This window comes from Streptomyces sp. NPDC047971 (assembly GCF_040653355.1).
Taxonomy (GTDB): domain Bacteria; phylum Actinomycetota; class Actinomycetes; order Streptomycetales; family Streptomycetaceae; genus Streptomyces.
Map to the genome: position 1 here is coordinate 20,680 of NZ_JBEZNW010000047.1, position 18,176 is coordinate 38,855.

The 18,176-nt window shown below is 72.9% G+C and carries 17 protein-coding genes; 9 read left to right on the plus strand and 8 right to left on the minus strand.

What is annotated here, in order from left to right; translation table 11 throughout:
- Positions 1 to 101: 101 nt before the first annotated feature.
- From AB0D99_RS30975 to AB0D99_RS30985, 3 genes are all read left to right on the plus strand, one after another.
- Positions 102 to 569 carry an SRPBCC family protein gene (locus AB0D99_RS30975; RefSeq protein WP_362369705.1) on the plus strand — a complete coding sequence of 156 codons (468 nt, stop codon included), beginning with the start codon at positions 102 to 104 and terminating at the stop codon, positions 567 to 569.
- Positions 566 to 1,126 carry a GNAT family protein gene (locus AB0D99_RS30980; RefSeq protein WP_362369708.1) on the plus strand — a complete coding sequence of 187 codons (561 nt, stop codon included), beginning with the start codon at positions 566 to 568 and terminating at the stop codon, positions 1,124 to 1,126. Before AB0D99_RS30975 ends, AB0D99_RS30980 begins: the two co-directional genes overlap by 4 nt.
- A gap of 86 nt (positions 1,127 to 1,212) precedes the next feature.
- Positions 1,213 to 2,184, plus strand: coding sequence for a hypothetical protein (locus AB0D99_RS30985; protein WP_362369711.1), 972 nt, complete (start codon positions 1,213 to 1,215; stop codon positions 2,182 to 2,184).
- A gap of 45 nt (positions 2,185 to 2,229) precedes the next feature.
- Here the strand turns inward: AB0D99_RS30985 and AB0D99_RS30990 are convergent, their stop codons facing one another.
- On the minus strand, positions 2,230 to 2,574 hold the full coding sequence (locus AB0D99_RS30990; protein WP_362369714.1) for an ASCH domain-containing protein: 345 nt from the start codon (positions 2,572 to 2,574) through the stop codon (positions 2,230 to 2,232).
- Between the two features lie 179 nt (positions 2,575 to 2,753).
- Entirely contained in the window at positions 2,754 to 3,395 is a 642-nt protein-coding gene (locus AB0D99_RS30995; RefSeq protein WP_362369717.1) for a hypothetical protein, read from the minus strand.
- Positions 3,396 to 3,581: 186 nt separating this feature from the next.
- Here AB0D99_RS30995 and AB0D99_RS31000 point away from each other — a divergent pair, with 186 nt between their 5' ends.
- Together AB0D99_RS31000 and AB0D99_RS31005 are read left to right on the plus strand one after the other, a co-directional pair.
- Positions 3,582 to 5,093, plus strand: coding sequence for an alpha/beta hydrolase (locus AB0D99_RS31000; protein ID WP_362369720.1), 1,512 nt, complete (start codon positions 3,582 to 3,584; stop codon positions 5,091 to 5,093).
- A 194-nt stretch (positions 5,094 to 5,287) separates the two neighbouring features.
- Positions 5,288 to 6,397 (plus strand): calcium-binding protein, encoded by a 1,110-nt coding sequence (locus AB0D99_RS31005; protein WP_362369723.1) that lies wholly within the window; start codon positions 5,288 to 5,290, stop codon positions 6,395 to 6,397.
- A gap of 121 nt (positions 6,398 to 6,518) precedes the next feature.
- On the opposite strand, the gene AB0D99_RS31010 is transcribed toward AB0D99_RS31005, so the two are convergent.
- Genes AB0D99_RS31010 through AB0D99_RS31020 form a run of 3 tightly spaced genes read right to left on the minus strand, consistent with a single transcriptional unit; the run spans position 6,519 to position 9,924 of the window.
- The gene (locus AB0D99_RS31010) at positions 6,519 to 8,000 is read right to left on the minus strand and encodes a PTS transporter subunit EIIC (RefSeq protein WP_362369726.1); all 1,482 of its coding nucleotides are present in this window, start codon (positions 7,998 to 8,000) and stop codon (positions 6,519 to 6,521) included.
- A 38-nt stretch (positions 8,001 to 8,038) separates the two neighbouring features.
- Positions 8,039 to 8,965: an N-acetylmuramic acid 6-phosphate etherase gene (gene murQ / locus AB0D99_RS31015; protein ID WP_362369729.1), complete on the minus strand. Its 927-nt coding sequence runs from the start codon at positions 8,963 to 8,965 to the stop codon at positions 8,039 to 8,041.
- A gap of 32 nt (positions 8,966 to 8,997) precedes the next feature.
- Positions 8,998 to 9,924, minus strand: coding sequence for a MurR/RpiR family transcriptional regulator (locus AB0D99_RS31020; protein ID WP_362369789.1), 927 nt, complete (start codon positions 9,922 to 9,924; stop codon positions 8,998 to 9,000).
- A 150-nt stretch (positions 9,925 to 10,074) separates the two neighbouring features.
- Here AB0D99_RS31020 and AB0D99_RS31025 point away from each other — a divergent pair, with 150 nt between their 5' ends.
- Both AB0D99_RS31025 and AB0D99_RS31030 read left to right on the plus strand, forming a co-directional pair.
- Positions 10,075 to 10,431: a hypothetical protein gene (locus AB0D99_RS31025; RefSeq protein WP_362369732.1), complete on the plus strand. Its 357-nt coding sequence runs from the start codon at positions 10,075 to 10,077 to the stop codon at positions 10,429 to 10,431.
- Positions 10,432 to 10,444: 13 nt separating this feature from the next.
- The gene (locus AB0D99_RS31030; protein WP_362369735.1) at positions 10,445 to 10,732 is read left to right on the plus strand and encodes a DUF4031 domain-containing protein; all 288 of its coding nucleotides are present in this window, start codon (positions 10,445 to 10,447) and stop codon (positions 10,730 to 10,732) included.
- 131 nt (positions 10,733 to 10,863) lie between these two features.
- Here AB0D99_RS31030 and AB0D99_RS31035 read toward each other — a convergent pair whose 3' ends face one another.
- The 3 genes from AB0D99_RS31035 to AB0D99_RS31045 all read right to left on the minus strand — a co-directional run bounded on the left by AB0D99_RS31035 (position 10,864) and on the right by AB0D99_RS31045 (position 15,220).
- The gene (locus AB0D99_RS31035) at positions 10,864 to 12,093 is read right to left on the minus strand and encodes a Cmx/CmrA family chloramphenicol efflux MFS transporter (RefSeq protein WP_362369792.1); all 1,230 of its coding nucleotides are present in this window, start codon (positions 12,091 to 12,093) and stop codon (positions 10,864 to 10,866) included.
- A gap of 162 nt (positions 12,094 to 12,255) precedes the next feature.
- Complete coding sequence (locus AB0D99_RS31040) at positions 12,256 to 14,454, minus strand: VCBS repeat-containing protein (RefSeq protein WP_362369738.1); 2,199 nt, start codon at positions 14,452 to 14,454, stop codon at positions 12,256 to 12,258.
- Between the two features lie 106 nt (positions 14,455 to 14,560).
- Positions 14,561 to 15,220 (minus strand): hypothetical protein, encoded by a 660-nt coding sequence (locus tag AB0D99_RS31045; protein ID WP_362369741.1) that lies wholly within the window; start codon positions 15,218 to 15,220, stop codon positions 14,561 to 14,563.
- A gap of 142 nt (positions 15,221 to 15,362) precedes the next feature.
- Between AB0D99_RS31045 and AB0D99_RS31050 the strand changes: the two genes are divergently transcribed.
- Both AB0D99_RS31050 and AB0D99_RS31055 read left to right on the plus strand, forming a co-directional pair.
- Positions 15,363 to 16,796, plus strand: coding sequence for an MFS transporter (locus AB0D99_RS31050; RefSeq protein ID WP_362369744.1), 1,434 nt, complete (start codon positions 15,363 to 15,365; stop codon positions 16,794 to 16,796).
- Between the two features lie 90 nt (positions 16,797 to 16,886).
- The gene (locus tag AB0D99_RS31055) at positions 16,887 to 18,059 is read left to right on the plus strand and encodes an aminotransferase class I/II-fold pyridoxal phosphate-dependent enzyme (RefSeq protein WP_362369747.1); all 1,173 of its coding nucleotides are present in this window, start codon (positions 16,887 to 16,889) and stop codon (positions 18,057 to 18,059) included.
- The last annotated feature ends 117 nt before the right edge of the window (positions 18,060 to 18,176 follow it).

The window sequence follows — 18,176 nt, forward strand, 5'->3', positions numbered from 1 at the left end:
CCGTGCCGCCTGCGGGTGCCGCGCCCGGGGCTTCGGGGTGATGCTGGGGAGAGGACCCCCGACGGTCCCCACGGCCGGATCCCCCACGGCGGGAGCGTTCCATGATCACGCTGCTGACGACACCCACCGACCGCGAGCTGGTCATCACCCGAACCTTCGACGCCCCGCCCGCCCGCGTCTGGGAGGCGTGGACGAGGCCCGAGCACGTCCGCCGGTGGTACGGGATCGCCGCGCTGACCACGACGGTCGCCGACATCGACCTCAAGGTCGGCGGAGCCTGGCGCTGGGGCCAGCAGGCCCCCGACGGGCAGGAGATCGTCTTCTCGGGAACGTACGAGGAGATCGTCCCGAACGAGCGTCTCGTCTACACCGAGAACTTCGAGCTGATGCCCGGCCCGCCCGTGCACGTGACCCTCACCTTCGACGACACGCCGGACGGCGGCACGGCCCTCACCAGCACCTCGCTCTGGCCGTCCACCGAGGTCCGGGACCAGGCGCTGGCCACCGGGATGGAGGGCGGGGTGAAAGAGGAGTACGACCGTCTGGCGGCGTACCTTCGGACGATGTGAGCCTCATCGTCCCCCGGCTGGCGGCCGGGGCCTTCGCACTGCGCCGCTGGGAGCGGGCCGACCTGCCCCTCCTGGAGGAGGCGTCGACGGACCCGTACATCCCCCTGATCACCACCGTCCCGCCGGTGTACTCGGAGACGGAGGGCGAGGCGTACGTCCGCCGCCAATGGGCCCGCGCGGAGCACGCCACCGGCTACCCCTTCGTCATCGTCCGCCGCAGGGACGAGCGGGCCGTGGGCATGATCGGCCTCTGGCTCCGCGAACTCCCCGAGGGCCGCGCGACCCTCGGCTACTGGATCGCCCCGTCCTGCCGCGGCGAGGGCGCGGCCGGGGCGGCGCTGTCGGCGGTGACCGAGTGGGCCTTCGGCGAACTGGGCATCCCACGGCTCCAGTTGCTCGTGGAGCCCTGGAACGAAGCCTCGATCCGGACGGCGGAACGGGCGGGCTTCGTACGGGAGGGGGTGCTGCGGTCCTGGCAGGAAGTGGGCGGGGAACGACGGGACATGGTGATGTACGGACGAGTCAGACGACCCGACCGGGAGGACGGGCCCGGATGAGGGGCGGCCGTCCTGCCCCGGTCGAACGCTTCGGGGGTCGTCGGTGGGGGAATCCTTGAGGCAACGGGACCGCGGGGGGTGGGTCGATGGGTCGGTTGCAGCCGCTGCACCTCACTCATCACGGGAAGCTGCTCCCGAGACAGACGCGTCGCGATCGCGTCGCCCCGCTGCGGGGGAGGGTCCGGGTCTACGAGCACTCCTTCCACCGGCTGCTCGACGGGCGGCGGGCGCCTTCCCTCTTTCTCGTGTGGACACCGAGGCTCCACGACGGAGCGGGGGTCCTCGTCCCGTGCACGGCGGAGGCATGCGACCGGTGGGTGAAGGCCGCCGTCGCGTACGCCACCGCCGTGGACGATGCCAGCGCCCGGCTGGAGGCCGCCTATCGTCGGGCCGTCGCCGTTCCCGGGTGGAAGTACCTCGCCGTGCGCCGCGCCGTGGAGGCGTGGGAGGAGACGCGGCAGCGCTACGAGCGGGAGATGCGGGAAGCCGGTGAGGCGTACGCGCCCGTCGGCCGGGAGATCGGGCAGGCGATCGAGGCCGAGAAGCGGAAGGTCGTCGAGCGGGCGCGCGAGGCGGCCCGCCGGGAGGAAGAGGCCCGGCGCCGGAGGAAGCGGCTCGCCGAACGGCCCCTCTGGGGCTGGGCGGTCGTCACCGAGGAGGGCTGGCGGGCCGCGTACGCCTTCCGCCATGACGTCGCCCGTGACGAGGCGCCCCTGACGACTCCCCTCCACGCCAGCCCCCGCGTGGACCTGGCGGGGCTTCGGCAGGCGCTCATGGACCTGGATCTCCCGACCGTCGTCTGGGACGGCGCCGCTCTCGCCGAGGCGGAGCGGGAGCTGGACGGTGTCGGCTTCGGGGCCTGGTGGCGGGAGCTGTTCCACGAGAACTACCGGACGATCACCTCACCCCCTTCCCGCCCGGCCCCCGCCCCCCGGGGCAACCCGTCCGGCGGCTCCGCCACCGGGGGCTCGGGAGGCTTCGGCGGCGGGCACAGCGGCGGCTTCGGCGACGGCGGCCACAGCGGTGGCGGCTTCAGCTGCGCCGGAGGGGGCTACTGACGCCGCCTCGCCGCGCCGACGGCCGCCGCCTCGGCCGCGGGCCGCTCAGGAGCTGTCCGCCCGCCGGAAGGTGAGGCAGACGACGACGGTGCGGTCGTCGACCGGCGTGCCGGACGCGGACCAGAAGCGGCGGTGGACCTCGCGCCAGGCGTCGAGGGACGCGTCGCCCTCACCCTCGGCCCGCGCGTGCTCCCAGGTGACCTCGCCGAAGGGCCTCACGTCCACGCCGGTGACGACCAGGGTGGCGACGCACCGCCCTTCGTTGTCCAGGAGAGCCTGCCGCTCGCCGACGTACTCCAGGCCCTCCGTCTCCTCGGCGTACTCGTCGAGCAGGCAGGTCGTGGCGGTCTTGGCACCTGCCAGGACCAGGGCGTTGAGTTCGTCCCGCATGGCCCCGGGGGATCCCAGCTCCAGCGCGCGCATTCCGTCGACCCGCGGCCACATCGTCCCGTCCGCCCTCTCGTCACGGCCCGTCGGTCGGGGCCGGCATCCGCGTGATCATAGGCCGAACGCGGCCCGACCGGCCCGACCGGCGGGACCTGGACCGCCGAGGAGGAGCGGGGGTTCGCTCAGCCCGACTCGATCGTGCGCAGCGGCCGGCCCGTCTCGGGGACGAGGTCGATGAAGTGGGTCCGTGGCGCGTCTACGCCGTCCTCCGCCCCGGATTCGGGGTCGCCGGTGACGAGGCGGATGCGGTCGGGGCCCGCCCAGGACGCCTCGGCCAGAGCGTTGGCGGGGTCGTCGCCGTTGAAGTGGCCCACGCGCCAGCGGCGCTTGGTCAGGCCGCTGCCCTCGTCGACGTACACCCACCACAGGGGGTCGATCAGCGCCGCGCCCTCCTCGATGACGAGGTGCCGGTCGGTGCGGCCGGGGGCCGGCGTGTCCATCGTCTCCTCGGCCGCCCCGAAGAGGGCGAACAGGGCGAAGGGCAGGCCCGCGAGGGCCAGGAGGGCGGACAGCGCCCCGACGAGGACGCGGACGATCAGGCCGCGGAAGGCCAGGAACGCCGCCGTCGTCAGCGCCGCCCCCGTCAACAGGGCGAACAGCAGCGGGTGGTGGAAGAGTTCCGCCACCACGAGCAGTCCGCCGTCCCTCGCGGCGTACCGGCCGGCCGTCCCGGCGAGGACCAGGAGCACCGACGCCAGGACGAGTCCCAGCGCGCGTTGTCTTCGGGTGAGCCGGCGCAGGCGGTTCCGTACGGTCGCTTCCATCGTTCTCCTGCCTCGGGGGCGTGCGGGGGGCGACGCGTCGCTCCCGGGGATCTTCCGGCCCGGAGTATGGCGCACGGTGCCCCGCGGGAGGTGCGGCCACCCCCGTGAGACTCGGGGGCTACCCCCACCCCGTGCCGTCCCGGCTGCCGGATGTGATCGTGATGGCCCGTCAACAAAGCTTGCGGCATGACGACTTACGGACGCACCAGCATCGCTCTCGCCCTCTCCGCCGCCACCGTGGCCGCCACCCTCTCCGCGGTCTCCCTGCCCACCGTCGCCCGCGCGGCCACCGGCTCCGCCGCTTCCCCGGGCCTCACGTGGACGCCCTGCGCCAAGAAGGACGGGCCCGCCACGCAGGAGTGCGCCACGCTCACCGTGCCCGTGGACTACGGCGACCCCGGCGGGCCCCAGATCGGCCTCGCCGTGTCGCGGGTCCGCAGCGACCGGCCCGAGGAGCGGCGGGGCACGCTGGCCGTGATCCCCGGCGGGCCGGGGAGTTCCGGTGTGCAGCGGCTGACGACGAAGGGCAACGCCCTGCGCGCGGAGCTGGGCGGGACCTACGACCTGGTGGCGCTCGATCCGCGCGGGGTCGGCGGAAGCGCGAAGGCGCGCTGCGGGCTGGACGAGGGCGACCGGTGGATGGTGACGCTGCGCTCCTGGCCGGCGGCGGACGGCTCGATCGACGAGAACGTCGAGCGGTCCCGGCGGACCGCCGAGGCGTGCGCGCGCAACGGGGGCGACGTGCTGCGGAGCATGACCTCGGCGAACCAGGCGCGGGACCTGGACCGCTTCCGGCAGGCGCTCGGGGAGGAGAAGCTGTCGGCGTGGGGTGTCTCGTACGGGACGTATGTCGGGGCCGTGTACGCGCAGAAGTTCCCGCACCGGACGGATCGTTGGGTGCTGGACAGCAGCAACGACCCGGACCCGGGGCGGGTGGCGAGGGGATGGCTCGCGTTCATGGGGCAGGGCGCGGAGGACCGGTTCCCGGACTTCGCGGCTTGGGCGGCCCACCCCGACCGGGCGCACGAGGGGCTGCGGCTGGCGGAGCGCCCTGAGGACGTGCGTCCGCTGGTGATCGCGCTGGCCGAGCGGCTGGACCGGGAACCGAAGGAGTCGACGAAGGCGGGCGTGCCGCTGACGGGGAACGTGCTGCGGCAGGCGCTCCAGAACGCGCTCTACAGCGACGGCGCCTTCGCGGGGTTCGCCCGTCTGGTGGTGGACGCCCAGGCTCCGGGACGCACGCCCACGCTTCCGCCGATGCTCGCCGACGCGCTGTCCGACGAGGACGCCGCGATCACGGTCGGCGTCATCTGCAACGACGTGACGTGGCCGCGTTCCGTCCCGGCGCACCGGCGGGCCGTCGCGGCCGACCGGGCCCGGTACCCGCTCACGGCCGGTCTCCCGGCGAACATCACGCCCTGCTCGTTCTGGAAGGCTCCGGCCGAGAAGCCGACCCGTATCACCGACCGGGGGCCGTCCAACGTCCTGATGATCCAGAGCCTGCGCGACCCGTCCACGCCGTACGCCGCCGGTCTGCGGATGCGGCGCGCCCTCGGCGACCGGGCCCGCCTCGTCACCGTCGACCAGGGCGGCCACGGGATGTACCTGGGGAACGGGAACGCGTGCGGGGACCGGGCCGTCACCACGTTTCTGCGGACCGGCGAGCGGCCGGCCTCCGACACGTACTGCGCGAACTGACCGGGGCCGGCGGAGGCGCCGGCCCGCTTCCCGCGCGGTCCTGCGCGGGGGAGCGGGGCGGCGGCTCACCCGAATGCGATCACCGGTCGCCGGGCGACACGCGGTGTCATACGTTCCGTGACATATCGCCCCGTATGTGATCGCTCTGGGTGACACATGTGGCTCGTGGGGCGCTCTCGCCCTGGAGGTTTCGTATGTCATCGCTCCGACCACCCCGCCGCCTCGGCCCGACCGTGCTGACCGTGGCCGCGCTCCTCGCGCTCGGCCTCCCGACGGGCGTCGCGTCCGCCGCCCCGCCGACCTGTTTCGGTGTCCCGGCGACCATCACCGGTTCGGGCACCGTCCTGGGCACGGCCGGCAGCGATGTGATCGTCGGGTCCGAGGACGTCGACGCCATCGACGGCCTGGGCGGCAACGACCTGATCTGCGCGCTCGGCGGGAACGACTCGGTCGCCGGAGGGCTGGGCGACGACCAGGTCGACGGCGGGGCGGGCAACGACATCGTGCGCGGCGATGTGATCGCCCTGGCCGGCGACGCCACGGGCGGGGGAGACGACCGGGTCTTCGGCGGCCCGGGCGACGACCGGCTCGGCGGGGACAGCTTCGCCCCCGCGGGCGTGGCCACCGGCGGCGGGAACGACCAGATCTTCGGTGGTCCCGGGAACGACGTCGCGGCCGGGGACAGCCGCGGTACCAGCGCCTCCGGTGGGGGCAACGACCTGATGGACGGTGGGGCGGGCGACGACGACATGAACGGGGACTCCGCCGCCACCGTCACGGACGCCTCCGGCGCCGGGGACGACGTGATGCGGGGCGGCCCCGGCGTCGACATCCTCATCGGCGACGGCAACGCGCAGGGCAGCACCTCGGGGAGCGGCGGCGACGACGTCCTGGACCTGGGCGCCGACGGCGGCTTCTTCGCCATCGGCGACCACAACGCGGCGACGGGCACGTCCACCGGCTCCGGGGACGACCGGATCGTCGGCGGCAGCGCGAACGAGATCCTGCTCGGGGACAGCTCGGTCGACACCACCGCGCCCGCGAGCGCCGGTGACGACGTCCTGGAGGGCAGGGGCGGAGAGGACCGGATCCTCGGCGACAACGCCGACTTCTTCATCGAGTCCACGGTCGGCACCGTGGGCGGGCGGGACGTGCTCAGAGGCGGCGCCGGCGCCGACCGGCTGCTCGCCGGCCCGAGCAGAGACGTCCTCGACGGGGGCGCGGGGACCCCGGACACCTGCGACGGCGAGGCGGGGACGGACGTCGCGACGCCGTCCTGCGAGACGACGGCGAACGTGCCCTGAACGCCTGAACGCCTGAACGGCTGAACGCCTGAACGCCTGACCCTTGGCGCCGGTCCCACGAACGACGAGGGCGCCCCCCCGGCACGGGGAGCCGCCCTCGTCGTCGTGGAGCCGCGGCCGGTCAGACCTTCACCGGCTCCGGCGCCTGGGGTGCGGCGGGACCACCGGAGGCCACCGGGACCTCCACCGGCTCCGTCTCCACGTCGAACTCCTCCAGGAGTTCGCGGCTGAAGCCCCAGAAGTACGTCGCGACGAAGCCGACCAGGTAACCGGCCAGCAGGCCGCCCGCGTAGATCGCGATCGTCTCGCCGAGGCCCTTGTTGCCGTCGAGCAGCGGGAACAGGGCCCAGCCCGAGGGGCCGATGGCCGTCGAGCCGACCTTGTCGCCGAGCATGTTGAACAGGCCGATGAAACCGCCGCCGAACGCGCCGCCCACGCAGGCCGTGACGAACGGGCGGCCCAGCGGGAGCGAGACGCCGTAGATCAGGGGCTCGCCGACACCCAGGAAACCGGCCGGGAGGGCGGACTTGATGGTGCGGCGGATCGAGCCGTTGCGGGGGAGCTTGAGGTAGACGGCGACCGCCGCGCCGACCTGGCCCGCGCCCGCCATCGCCAGGATCGGGAGGAGGACGGTGAAGCCCTGCTGCTCGATCAGGGTGGTGTGGATCGGGATCAGGGCCTGGTGCAGGCCCAGCATCACCAGCGGGAGGAACAGACCGCCCAGGACGAAGCCCGCGCCCGCGCCGGCGTTGGCGAGGAGCCAGTTGGCGAAGTCGCCGATCGCGGTCGAGACCTCACCGGCCACGAACATCAGGCCGAAGATCGTGACCAGGCCGGAGACGAGGACCGTGAGGGTCGGGGTGACCAGGACGTCGAGCGCCTCCGGCACCCAGCGCCGGCACCACTTCTCCACGTACACCGCGAGCACGGCGGCGCCGAGCGCGCCGAGGACACCGCCCTGCCCGGGCGACAGGGTCTGGCCGAAGGCGTCGATCTTCGCGACGCCGGGGAAGACGATGATCGCCGCGACGGCCCCGCCCAGGATCGGCGTACCGCCGAACTCCTTCGCGGTGTTGAAGCCGACGAAGACGGCGATCAGCGCCATGAAGCCGCTCGCCATCGCCGCCAGGGCGGGGGTGACGGACGGCAGCCAGCCGAGGTTGACGAGCAGGCCGTTGAGACCGGCGATGATGCCGCAGCCGATGAGGGCGGGGATCAGCGGGACGAAGATGTTCGCGATCCGGCGGAGGAACAGCTTGAACGGGGTCTGGTTCTTCGCCTTCCGCGCCGCCTTGATCGCCGCGCCCTGTGCCGCCAGTTCGTCGGCGCTGTGGGCCGGTGCCGCGGCGGCGACGAGCGCCTCGAACTCCGGCGTCACGCGGGCGACGGTGCCGGGGCCGAGCACGATCTGGTACGTGTCGTCCTCGACGACGCCCATCACGGACGGCAGTGCCTTCAGGGCCTCGTCCTGGACGAGCGAGCGGTCCCGCAGACCGAGCCGGAGCCGGGTCATGCAGTGGGCCACGGAGCCGATGTTCGCTGCGCCGCCGACGAGCGGGAGGATCGCGGCGGCGATGGCGCGGTTCTTGTCGTCTGTGCTCATGGTGCGGTGGTGCCTTGCTGTGCGGGGGTGGGGAGGGTTCAGGGCTGCGCGTGCAGGGCGGCGCGCAGATGGCCGTGTGAGTCGGTGAGGCGCTGGTCGGCGCTCTTGGCGTCGATGCCGGCGAGGATCATCAGGATCGCGGTCTTCACCTCGCCGTCGGCGGCGGCGAGGGAGGTCTCGATCTGCTCGTCGGGTGCTCCGGTGGCGAGTGCGACGATCCGGCGCGACCTGGCCTGGAGCTTCTCGTTGGAGGCGCGGACGTCGACCATCAGGTTTCCGTAGGTCTTGCCGAGCCGGATCATCGTGATCGTCGAGATCATGTTGAGGACGAGCTTCTGGGCCGTGCCCGCCTTCAGCCGGGTCGATCCGGTGAGGAGCTCGGGGCCGGTGACGACCTCGATGCCGTGTTCCGCGGCGGCGGCCAGTCCGCTGTCGGCGTTGCAGGACAGGCCGATCGTCAACGCGCCCGCCGCGCGGGCGTGTTCGACGGCGCCGATGGCGTACGGGGTGCGGCCGGAGGCGGAGATGCCGACCACGGTGTCGTTCGCGGCGAGGTTCAGCGCGTCGAGGTCGGCGGCGGCGAGTTCCGGTGAGTCCTCCGCGCCCTCCACGGCCTTGACCATGGCCGAGGGGCCGCCCGCGATGAGGCCGACGACCTCGCCGGCGTCGGTGTTGAAGGTGGGCGGGCACTCGCTGGCGTCGAGGACGCCGAGCCGGCCGGCCGTGCCGGCGCCGGCGTAGATCAGCCGGCCTCCGCGCGCCATGCGGGCGGCGGTGGCGTCGATGGCGGCGGAGATCTCCGGCAGCACCGCGGCGACGGCCGCGGGGACGGTCTGGTCCTCGGTGTTCATGGTGCGGGCGATGTCGAGGGTCGGGAGCTGGTCGATCTCCGCGAGCTCGGGCCGGAACGCCTCGGTGCTGAGGGTGGCCAGTTGCGCCTGAAGCTCGGAGTACGTAGAGGACACGTGCGGCTCTTTCGGTGCGTCGTCGTTGACGTTCAGCGGGTGCGGGGGGAGTGGCGGTGGGCGAGGGCTTCGTACGAGGCCGCGAGGGCAGGGGCCGCCGTCTCGTACGTACGTTGGGTGACACAGGTGAACAGGCAGTCCACGACCAGGAGTTGACTGGTGCGGGACGACATCGCCGCGGGGCGCAGTTCGCTCTCCCGGGCGGTGGAGGTGGTGAGGACGTGGTCGGCGTACTGCGACACGGGACCGTCCGGGCGGCCGGTGATCGCGACCGTGGTGGCGCCGTGGTCGAAGGCGACGCGGAGGGGTTCTATGACGTCGCCGGTCGATCCGGAGTGGGTGATGGCGATGGCGACGTCGCCCGACCGGAGCTGTACGGCGTTGGTGACGGCGAGGTGCGGGTCGCTGTGGGCATGGGCGATGAGGCCGATGCGGAGCAGCTTCTGGCCGAGGTCCTGGGCGACGAGGCCGGAGGCTCCGACGCCGTAGATGTCGATGCGGCGGGCGGTGGCGAGGGCGGCGACGGCGGCGCCCAGCTGGACGGTGTCGAGTCCCGCGGCGGTGTCGGCGAGGGTCTGCTGCTCGTCGTAGGCCAGCTTGGCGACCACGTCGGCCACGGGGTCGTCGACGGCGATGTCGGCCGTGACGGAGGGCGCGCGGCCGGACTGCTGCTGGGCGGCGAGGCCGGCGAGGGCGAGGCGGAGGTCGCGGTAGCCGGGGTAGCCGAGGAGGCGGGCGGTCCGGACGACGGTCGCCTCGCTGGTGCCGGTGAGCTCGGCGAGGCCGGTGACCGTGAGGGCGGCGCAGCCGGCCGGGTCCCCGGCGACGGCTTCGGCGACCCGCTGCATGGAGCGGGTCATGGACGGCGCGAGGGTGCGCACCTTGGCCGCGAGGGCGGCGGGCGCCGGCGGGGCGTCCTGGGCGGGTCCGGGGGTGGGCCCGCCGGGCCGGCCGATCACCCGGCCACCGCTGAAACTTTCCTTCACGTCATTGGTCACACCTGAAAGATATTTTCGGGTCCTTGACGCGTCAAGACCCCTTCGGTCCCGGAAGGTCCCGGATGCGGGAGGGACCTTCGTCCTGGAGGCTTGCCGGGTGACAATGTGTGCATGGACGACATCGACCCACTGGAGCAGGCACTGCACGCCGCCCGCGCCCTGGTCCTCGCCGATCTGGCGGCCCGCGACGTGGCCGCGGCCGAGGTCGTGTCGATGGTCGAGGACGCCGTCACCCATCGCCGGTGGTGGGTGGAGCAGTGGCCCGAGGGCATCACGTTCGTCGCCGGGCTCGTCGCCCAGGACGTGCAGGACGCGCTCCTGGAGCGCTACGGCCGGTGGCCCATCTGCCCCGTCTGCTCGTCCGGCGATCCGCACGCCCTGGACGTCGAACCCGAGCTCGGCCCCGACCCGCACTGGGTCTGCGGCCAGGCGGGTGTGGTCGTCGCCCCGGTCGGCGGCCTGACGTGACGGCGGCCCTCAGGTGACCCTCTTCATCGATCCGCCGACCTGGCCGGGCCACGGCCGGATGTGGTCGCACCTGGTCAGCGACGTCTCGCACGAGGAGCTGCACGACTTCGCCGCGCGGATCGGCGCGCCGCCGCGCGCCTTCGAGCGCGACCACTACGACATCCCGTCGGAGCGCTACGCGGACGCGGTGGCGGCCGGCGCGGTCGAGGTCGGCTCCAAGGAGCTCGTGCGGCGGATCACCGAGGCGGGGCTGCGGCGTCCGAAGCACCCGCGACGCCAGACGGAGTCCGACCCGCTGTAGCGGCTCGGGTCGCGCCGCCTCCCCCGGGGACGCGCCCAAGGGGCTCCCGGCCGTCCGCCGGCGCGAGGCGAGCGCCCGTCCGGCGAGGTCGAGCGCCCCGTCCGTCAGCGTGAAGTCGAGCGCCCCGTCCGTCAGTGTGAGGTCGAGCGCCCGTACGTCACCGTGGCGTCGTGCGCTTCTCCCGTCTCCGGTGTGGAGGAGGCCACCACGCGCGAGTGGGAGTTGTGGAGCCGGAGCGAGAGCGCGACCGTCGCCAGTGCCAGCACGGTCATCGCCGCACCGGCCCACGCGGTCGCCGCGAAACCGAAGTCCGCGTCGATGACCGTGCCGCCGAACCACGGTCCCGCGGTGTTGCCGAGGTTGAAGGCGGCGGTGGTCGTGGCGCCCGCGAGGGTCGGGGCGGCGCCGGCCACGTTGAACATGCGGGCGTTGAGGGCGGGCGCGGTGTAGAAGGCCGAGACGCCCAGGAGGAAGGAGAGGGCGATCACCGCGACCGGGCTGGAGGCGAAGAGCGCCAGCGCGACCAGGAAGACCGTGGAGGCCGTGATCCCGCTGAGCAGCACCCCGAAGAGGTGGGCGTCGGCGACCCGGCCGCCGATCGTCGTACCGATCAGCGCGCCGATGCCGAAGAGGCCGAGGATCGCGGAGACCCAGCGGGCGTCGATGCCGGCGACGCCGGTGATGACCGGGGAGAGGTACGAGAACGCGCAGAAGACGCCGCCGGCGGCGAGCGCGGTGATGACGATCGACAGCAGCACCTGGCGGTCGCGGTAGATCACCACCTCGCGCTTGAGGCGGGGCTTGGTCTCGGGGAGCGGGATGTGCGGGATCCGGGTCACCACGCCGACGAGCGCGATGGCGGATGCCACGCCGACGGCCCAGAACGCGGAGCGCCAGCCGAGGTGCTCGCCGAGGAAGGCCCCGGCGGGGACGCCGAGGACGTTGGCTATCGACAGGCCGCCGATCATGACCGCCATGGCGCGGGCGCGGGAGCCGACGGGGACCATGGCGATCGCGACGGCGGCGCCGACCGCCCAGAAGCCGGCGCAGGCGAGCGCGCTGACGACCCGGGAGGCGAAGAGGATCGCGTAGTTGGGCGCGAGGGCGCCGGCGACCTGGCCGAGTCCGAAGACGGTGATCAGCGTCACCAGGGTCGTCTTGCGGGGGAGCCGGAGGGTCGCGACCGCGAGGAGCGGGGCGCCGACGACCATGCCGATGGCGAAGGCGGAGATGAGGAGGCCGGCCCGGGGGATGGAGACGCTCATGTCGGCGGCGATCGCCTCGAGGAGGCCGGACAGCATGAACTCGCTCGTGCCGAGCGCGAAGACGGAGAGGCCGAGGATGTAGACGGCCAGCGGCATGCGGGTGCGGGCGGGGGCGGTCGGGGGTGCGGAGCGCTCGGCGGAGGTTGACGGCATGACATGCGTCAACCTGCGGTTTGTCCCTGACATTCCCGCGGGACGAGGTGTCTCGGGATACGGACAGCCGGTCCCGCCGCGGGGCGGGACCGGCCTCGGGTGCCGTCAGACGACGTGGTTGCCCGCGTCGCCGACGTGCGGCAGGGAAGCGAGCTGCCGGCCGCCCAGCGGGGCGCGCCAGTTGCCCGTGCCCTGGTAGAAGTACTGGCCCTTCGGGCCGACGGCGACCAGATCGGCGCGGCCGTCCCGGTTGCCGTCGCCGATGCCGACGAGGTGCGTGTACTCGCCCCAGCCGGAGCCGATCTGCACCCGGCCGGCGAAGGTGCCGTCGCCGTTGCCGAGGTAGAGCCAGAGGACGCCCGAGGGGTCGCGGGCGACGAGGTCTCCGGCGGTGCCTCCGGCGATGTCGCCGGTGGCGGTGATCTGGTTGTAGCCGTTCCAGCCGGTGCTGATCTTGACGCGGCTCTCGAACGGGGCGCGCCAGTCGCCGGTGCCCTTGTGGAGCCACATGGCGCCGGTGGAGTCGGTGGCGACGAGGTCGGCCTTGCCGTCGCCGTTCAGGTCGCTTCCGGCGGCGATCTTGTTGTAGTTCCAGGCCGAGCCGACCTTGTACCGGGTGGCGAAGGTGCCGTCGCCGTTGCCGAGGTAGAGCCACAGGACGCCGGCCGTGTCACGGCCGACGATGTCCGCGTGGGCGGCTCCGCCGAGGTTGCCGGCGGCCTCGATCAGGGTGTGGCCGTTCCAGCCGGTGCTGACCGACGTGCGCGACCGGGTGTCCAGCTGGCCGATGTCCTCGTGGAAGTAGGTGTCGCTCCGCCACAGCGTGCCGGAGGCGTCCCGGGAGAGCATGTCCGGGGAGCCGTTGTCGTCGTAGTCGTGCGGCGCGGCCTTGCGGACGACCTTGAACGTGCCGGAGGCGCTGGTGGCCGGGCCGATCCCGTTGAGCGGCCGCGCGGTCATCTGCCAGGTGTAGTCGCCGTTGTAGGCGCTGGTGAAGTCGGGCCCGATCTGGCCGTTCCAGTCGACCGTCACGCTCGGGGTGTACGGGTGGCTCCGGACGAACTCGCGGGTCAGCCCGGTGCGGACGTGGCGCAGGGTGATGTCCACCTCGACGCTGGTCCGGGAGACCGCCCAGGTGAAGCTCGCCTTTCCGCCGTTCTGGTCGAGGTCGACGGTGGCGGGGATGTCGTTGGCGCCGATGACGACGTGCGTGGGCTCGCCCGTGGTCGCCACCAGGCTGACGGTCGGAGCCCCGTCCGCACCGGCCGTGATCTTGTAGAGGCCCTCGCCCTGGGCGACGCTGCCGCCGCGCACGTACAGGCCGTCGGGGGCGGCGGCGGACGAGGTCAGGTGGTCGAGGAGCTTGACCTTCGCGCCGGTCGCCGGGTCGTACGCGGTGAGGGCGTACAGCGGGCTGACGTCGCCGTGGGAGATTCCGCCCGCCTCGCCGTACACGACCCAGCCGCCGACCAGGCCGATCTGGAGGTCACTCGTCCAGGCCGTGTCGATCGGGATCACCTGGACCTTGTCCGTGGCGCGGTCCAGGAGGAACACCATCGGGAGTCCGGTGTCATCGCCCTCGGTCCAGGCGACGTGCTTCTCGGAGACGGCGATGTCGCCACCCGCCGAGCCCGCGGTCCGGTCGTGGATCTCGTCGACGGTTCCGGTGGCGAGGTCGAGCAGGCCCCACTTCTTCGCCGTGCCGTCGGTGAAGGTGACGAGCGCGTCCTCGGGTGTGCCGGGGGTGACGTAGATGCTGGTCGCGTCGGCCGGGAGGCCGGTCACGTTCACCGTGCCGCCCTCCGTGTCGAGCCGGTGCATCCGGAGGTCCGTGCCCTTCGCGGACCTGGTGAAGGCCGCGTGCCCGGCCGAGCCGGCGTACATGATGCCGTCGGCTTCGAGCCCCACGCGGATCTTGAGCGTGGCGTCGGTGCTCAGGTTCTTGAGCGTGACCAGCCTCTGCTCGTCGGAGACCAGGTAGTCCGTGGTCCGCGAGGAGCGCAGGTGGTTCCACCATCCGAGGCCCTGCGAGGAACCGTCCGCGAAGTGCGTCCAGCGCTGGTCGGACGTCCCCTGGGTGCGCGAGAGGAAGCCGGTCAGCCCGGCCTCCGTCAGCCTGGCGTCCTTCGGGAACGGGATCGGCGCGGCGGCGTTCGTGGCGTCCGTCCGTGAAGCCGTCCCGCCGGTCGCCGTGTCGGCGGCGCTCGCGGGGAGGCTGGTCAGTGTGCCCGCCCCGAGCGTGACGGCCAGGACGGTGGTGGCGGCGGCCAGGAGCCGACGCCGGGTCGAGCGTGCGTGAGGCACGTGAGGTTCCCCCTCAGATGAAACAGAAGTATGCGGGCGCACCAGGCGCCACCCGAGGAGACTCACGAAACGGCGAATAGTTGTACGAAGATCGAAGAGCTCTTCCTCAGGGCTCCAGGCCCGCCAGCTCCCGTTCCAGGTTCCGGCGGGCCCGCGACTCCCAGGCCGCGGCGCCGTAGGGGGTGCGGAACAGGCGCGGCAGGGCGAGGAGTTGGCGCAGGACGGCCGCGCGGCCCTGGCGGAAGGCGTCCTCCGGGACGAAGCCGTACTCCTCGCGGACCGCTCGCACATACCCCCCGTACGTATCCTCGTCCGTCGCCAGGATGGCCAGGTCCGCGTCGCAGAGGAGCTCGCCGTTGGCGTCGCCCTCCGCAGGGTCGTGAGTGACCGTCAGGCGGACCAGGCGGGCCACCTCCGCCACCTCGTGGGGGGTGAGGCCGGCTTCCGCGAGGGCCTTCTCGGCGAGCGTCGCCGAGCGCTCCTCGTTCTCCGAGCGCTCCGGGCGGTAGACCGCGTCGTGGAACCAGGCCGCCAGCCTGATCAGCTCCAACTCCCCTCCCGTGCCGCCCTGATCGGCGAGTTCGTCGATGCGGTCGAGGACCGCCCGCAGGTGGTCCACGGTGTGGTACCTGCGCTGCGGCTCGGCCCAACGGGCCAGCAGGTTCCGGCCGTACGGGGCGGGGTCGGGGCCCTCGTGGCCGGTGCGGGCGGCGCGCAGGGTGGCGTTCCAGCGCTGGAGCAGGGCGGGGTCCTGGGCTTCGGTCATGGCTGCATTCTGCCGCCCGGACGTCCTGGAGGCTCACGTTCCGGCTCCCTTCGCCGCGCGCTCTTACATACCCCCCATGGGTATGCTACGGTGCTCCGCGAAGGTACCCCCTAGGGGTATGTGCGAGAGAAGGAGCAGGGCAATGTCAACCGTCAATCCCCGGCGCTGGTGGGCACTTGCCGTGCTCGCCGCCGCCCAGTTCATGGTGATCATGGACACCTCGATCATCGGCGTCGCGCTCCCCGAGATGCAGAAGGACCTGGGCTTCTCGCAGAGCGAGCTCCAGTGGATCTTCAACGCCTACGTCATCGTCTTCGGCGGGCTCCTGCTGCTCGGCGGCCGCCTCTCCGATCTCCTCGGCGCCCGCAAGATCTTCGTCTCCGGCTGGGCGGTCATGATCGCCGGCTCGGTCGTCGCCGCCGCCGCGCAGACCGCCTGGGTCGAGATCGTCGGCCGCGCCGTCCAGGGTGTCGGCGGTGCGCTCATCGCGCCCTCCGCGATGACCCTGCTGATGATGCTCTTCATGCACGACCCGAAGGAGCTCGGCAAGGCGATGGCGCTCTACGGCGCCGCGGCCCCCGCGGGCGGCACCGCGGGCGTCTTCCTCGGCGGTGTCTTCACCGAGTGGATGAGCTGGCAGTGGGTCTTCATCATCTACATCCCGATCGGCCTGGCCACCCTCGCCGCCACCAAGCTGCTCCCGGCCGTCGAGCCCCGCCGGGGCGCCGTCGACGTCCTCGGCGCCGTCGCCGTCACCGCCGGTCTCGCACTCGCCGTCTTCGCCGTCGTCCGCGCCCCCGAGGTCGGCTGGGGCGCCACCGCCACCATCCTGGAACTGGCCGGTGCCGCCGCCCTGCTCGTCCTCTTCTTCGTGATCCAGAAGTCGGTCCGCGAACCGCTCATGCCGCTCAGCGTGTGGCGCGTCCCGCGCCTCGGCTCGGCCAACCTGGCGATGACGCTGCTCGGAGCCGCGTGGATCCCGATGTGGTACTTCCTCAACCTCTACCTCCAGCAGGTCCTCGGCTACGGCGCCTTCGCCTCCGGTGCCGCCCTGCTCCCGATGACCGTCCTGTTGATGATCTTCATGACGGCCATCACCGCCCGGCTGATGGGCAGGTTCGGTGCCAAGCCGCTGATCGCCGGCGGTCTGCTCGTCCTCGCGGCCGGACTCGTCTGGCTGGCGGCCGTCCCGCCGACCGGCAGCTTCCTCGTCGACGTCCTGCCCGCCTCGCTGGTCGCCGCGCTCGGCATGTCCCTCGCCTACATCCCCGCGATGATCGCCGCGATGGCCGGTGCCCCGCAGGAGCAGGCCGGTCTCGCCTCCGGCATCGTCAACACCACGTACAACGTGGGCTCCGCCCTCGGTCTGGCCGCGCTGACCGCCGTCGCCATGTCCCAGGGGGCCGACAGGATCGGCGACCTGCCCGCCCTCACCGACGGCTTCTCGGCCGCCTTCGTCGGCGCGGCGGTCATCGCCGCCGTCGGCGGTGTGATCACGCTCCTCGTCATGAAGAGCGACAAGGCCCTCGCCGCCGAGCCCGCCCCCGCCCCGCAGGGGGAAAAGGTCTCCGCGTGAGGCGCGACCGCGCCGACCGAGGGGCCGCCCGGTGTCCGTTCCCCAGGACATCGGGCGGCCCCTTTCCCGTATCCGAGTCAGGAGAGAGCCATGGACATCCGTACCCTCGCCGTGCACGTCGTCGACGAGCCGCCGGAGGAGGGCGGAAGGCCGCTCTCCGTGCCGCTCGTGCAGTCCTCCGCCTTCGCCTTCGCCTCGGCCGACGCGCTCGCCGATGCCATGGCGGGCCCCGACGGCCCGTACGTCTACAGCAGGCGCGGCAATCCCACCGTGCACGCCCTGGAGCGGACCCTGGCCGGGCTCGAAGGGGGTGAGTCCGCGCTCGCCTTCGCCTCCGGCATGGGCGCCGTGAGCGGAGTCCTGCTCGCCCTGCTGCGGCCCGGCGACCGTGTGGTGGCGCAGCGGTGCCTGTACGGGGGCACGTACGCGGTCCTGTCGGATCTCGCCGGGCGGTACGGGATCGAGGTCGCCTACGTCTCCGGTGACGACGTCGCCGAGTTCGAGGAGGCGGCCGTGCCCGGGACCCGGCTGCTCGTCCTGGAGACCATCGCCAACCCGACCGCGCATGTCCCGGAGCTTCCGGGCCTGTTGGCGGCCGCCCGGCGGCTCGGGGTGACCTCCCTCGTCGACAACTCGCTCGCCTCGCCGGTGCTCTGCCGCCCGCTGGAGCTCGGCGCGGACATCGTCGTGCACTCCACCACCAAGTACCTCTCCGGCCACTCCGACGCGCTCGGCGGCGCCGCGGTCTTCGCCGACGACGGGCTGCGGCGTGCCGTGTGGCCGCGGACGGTCGAACTGGGCGCCTGCGCCGACCCGTTCGCCGCCTGGCTGACGCTGCGCGGGCTGCAGACGCTGCCGCTGCGGATGCGGGAGCACTGCGCCAACGCCGCCGTTCTCGCCGAGCGGCTCGCGGCCCGCCCGGACGTCACCGCCGTCCACCATCCGTGGCTCGCGGGCCATCCCTCGTACGACATCGCCCGCACGGTGCTCTCCGGAGGCGGCGGGCTGCTCTCCTTCGAGCCGGCGGGGGGCCGGGAGGCGGGCCGGGCCTTCATCGAGCGGGTGCGGCTCGCCCGGCTCGCGCTCTCCCTGGGCGGGGTCGAGACGCTCGTGACCCATCCGGCGTCCACCTCCCACCGGGAATTCGACGCGGAGGGGCTGGAGCGGGCGGGCATCGCCGCCGGCCTGGTGCGGGTGTCCGTCGGCATCGAGGACGTCGAGGACCTGTGGGCCGACATCGAGCAGGCGCTGGGCGGGCGGTGAAGGGCCGGGCGGCCGGGCGCACTTGAGTCTTCTTTTGGGTTGACAAAATAAATGAGCCATTCGTAGATTGGGTGATGCCAGAGAACGTCAGGGAACGACCTTCAGGTCAAGGGGGGC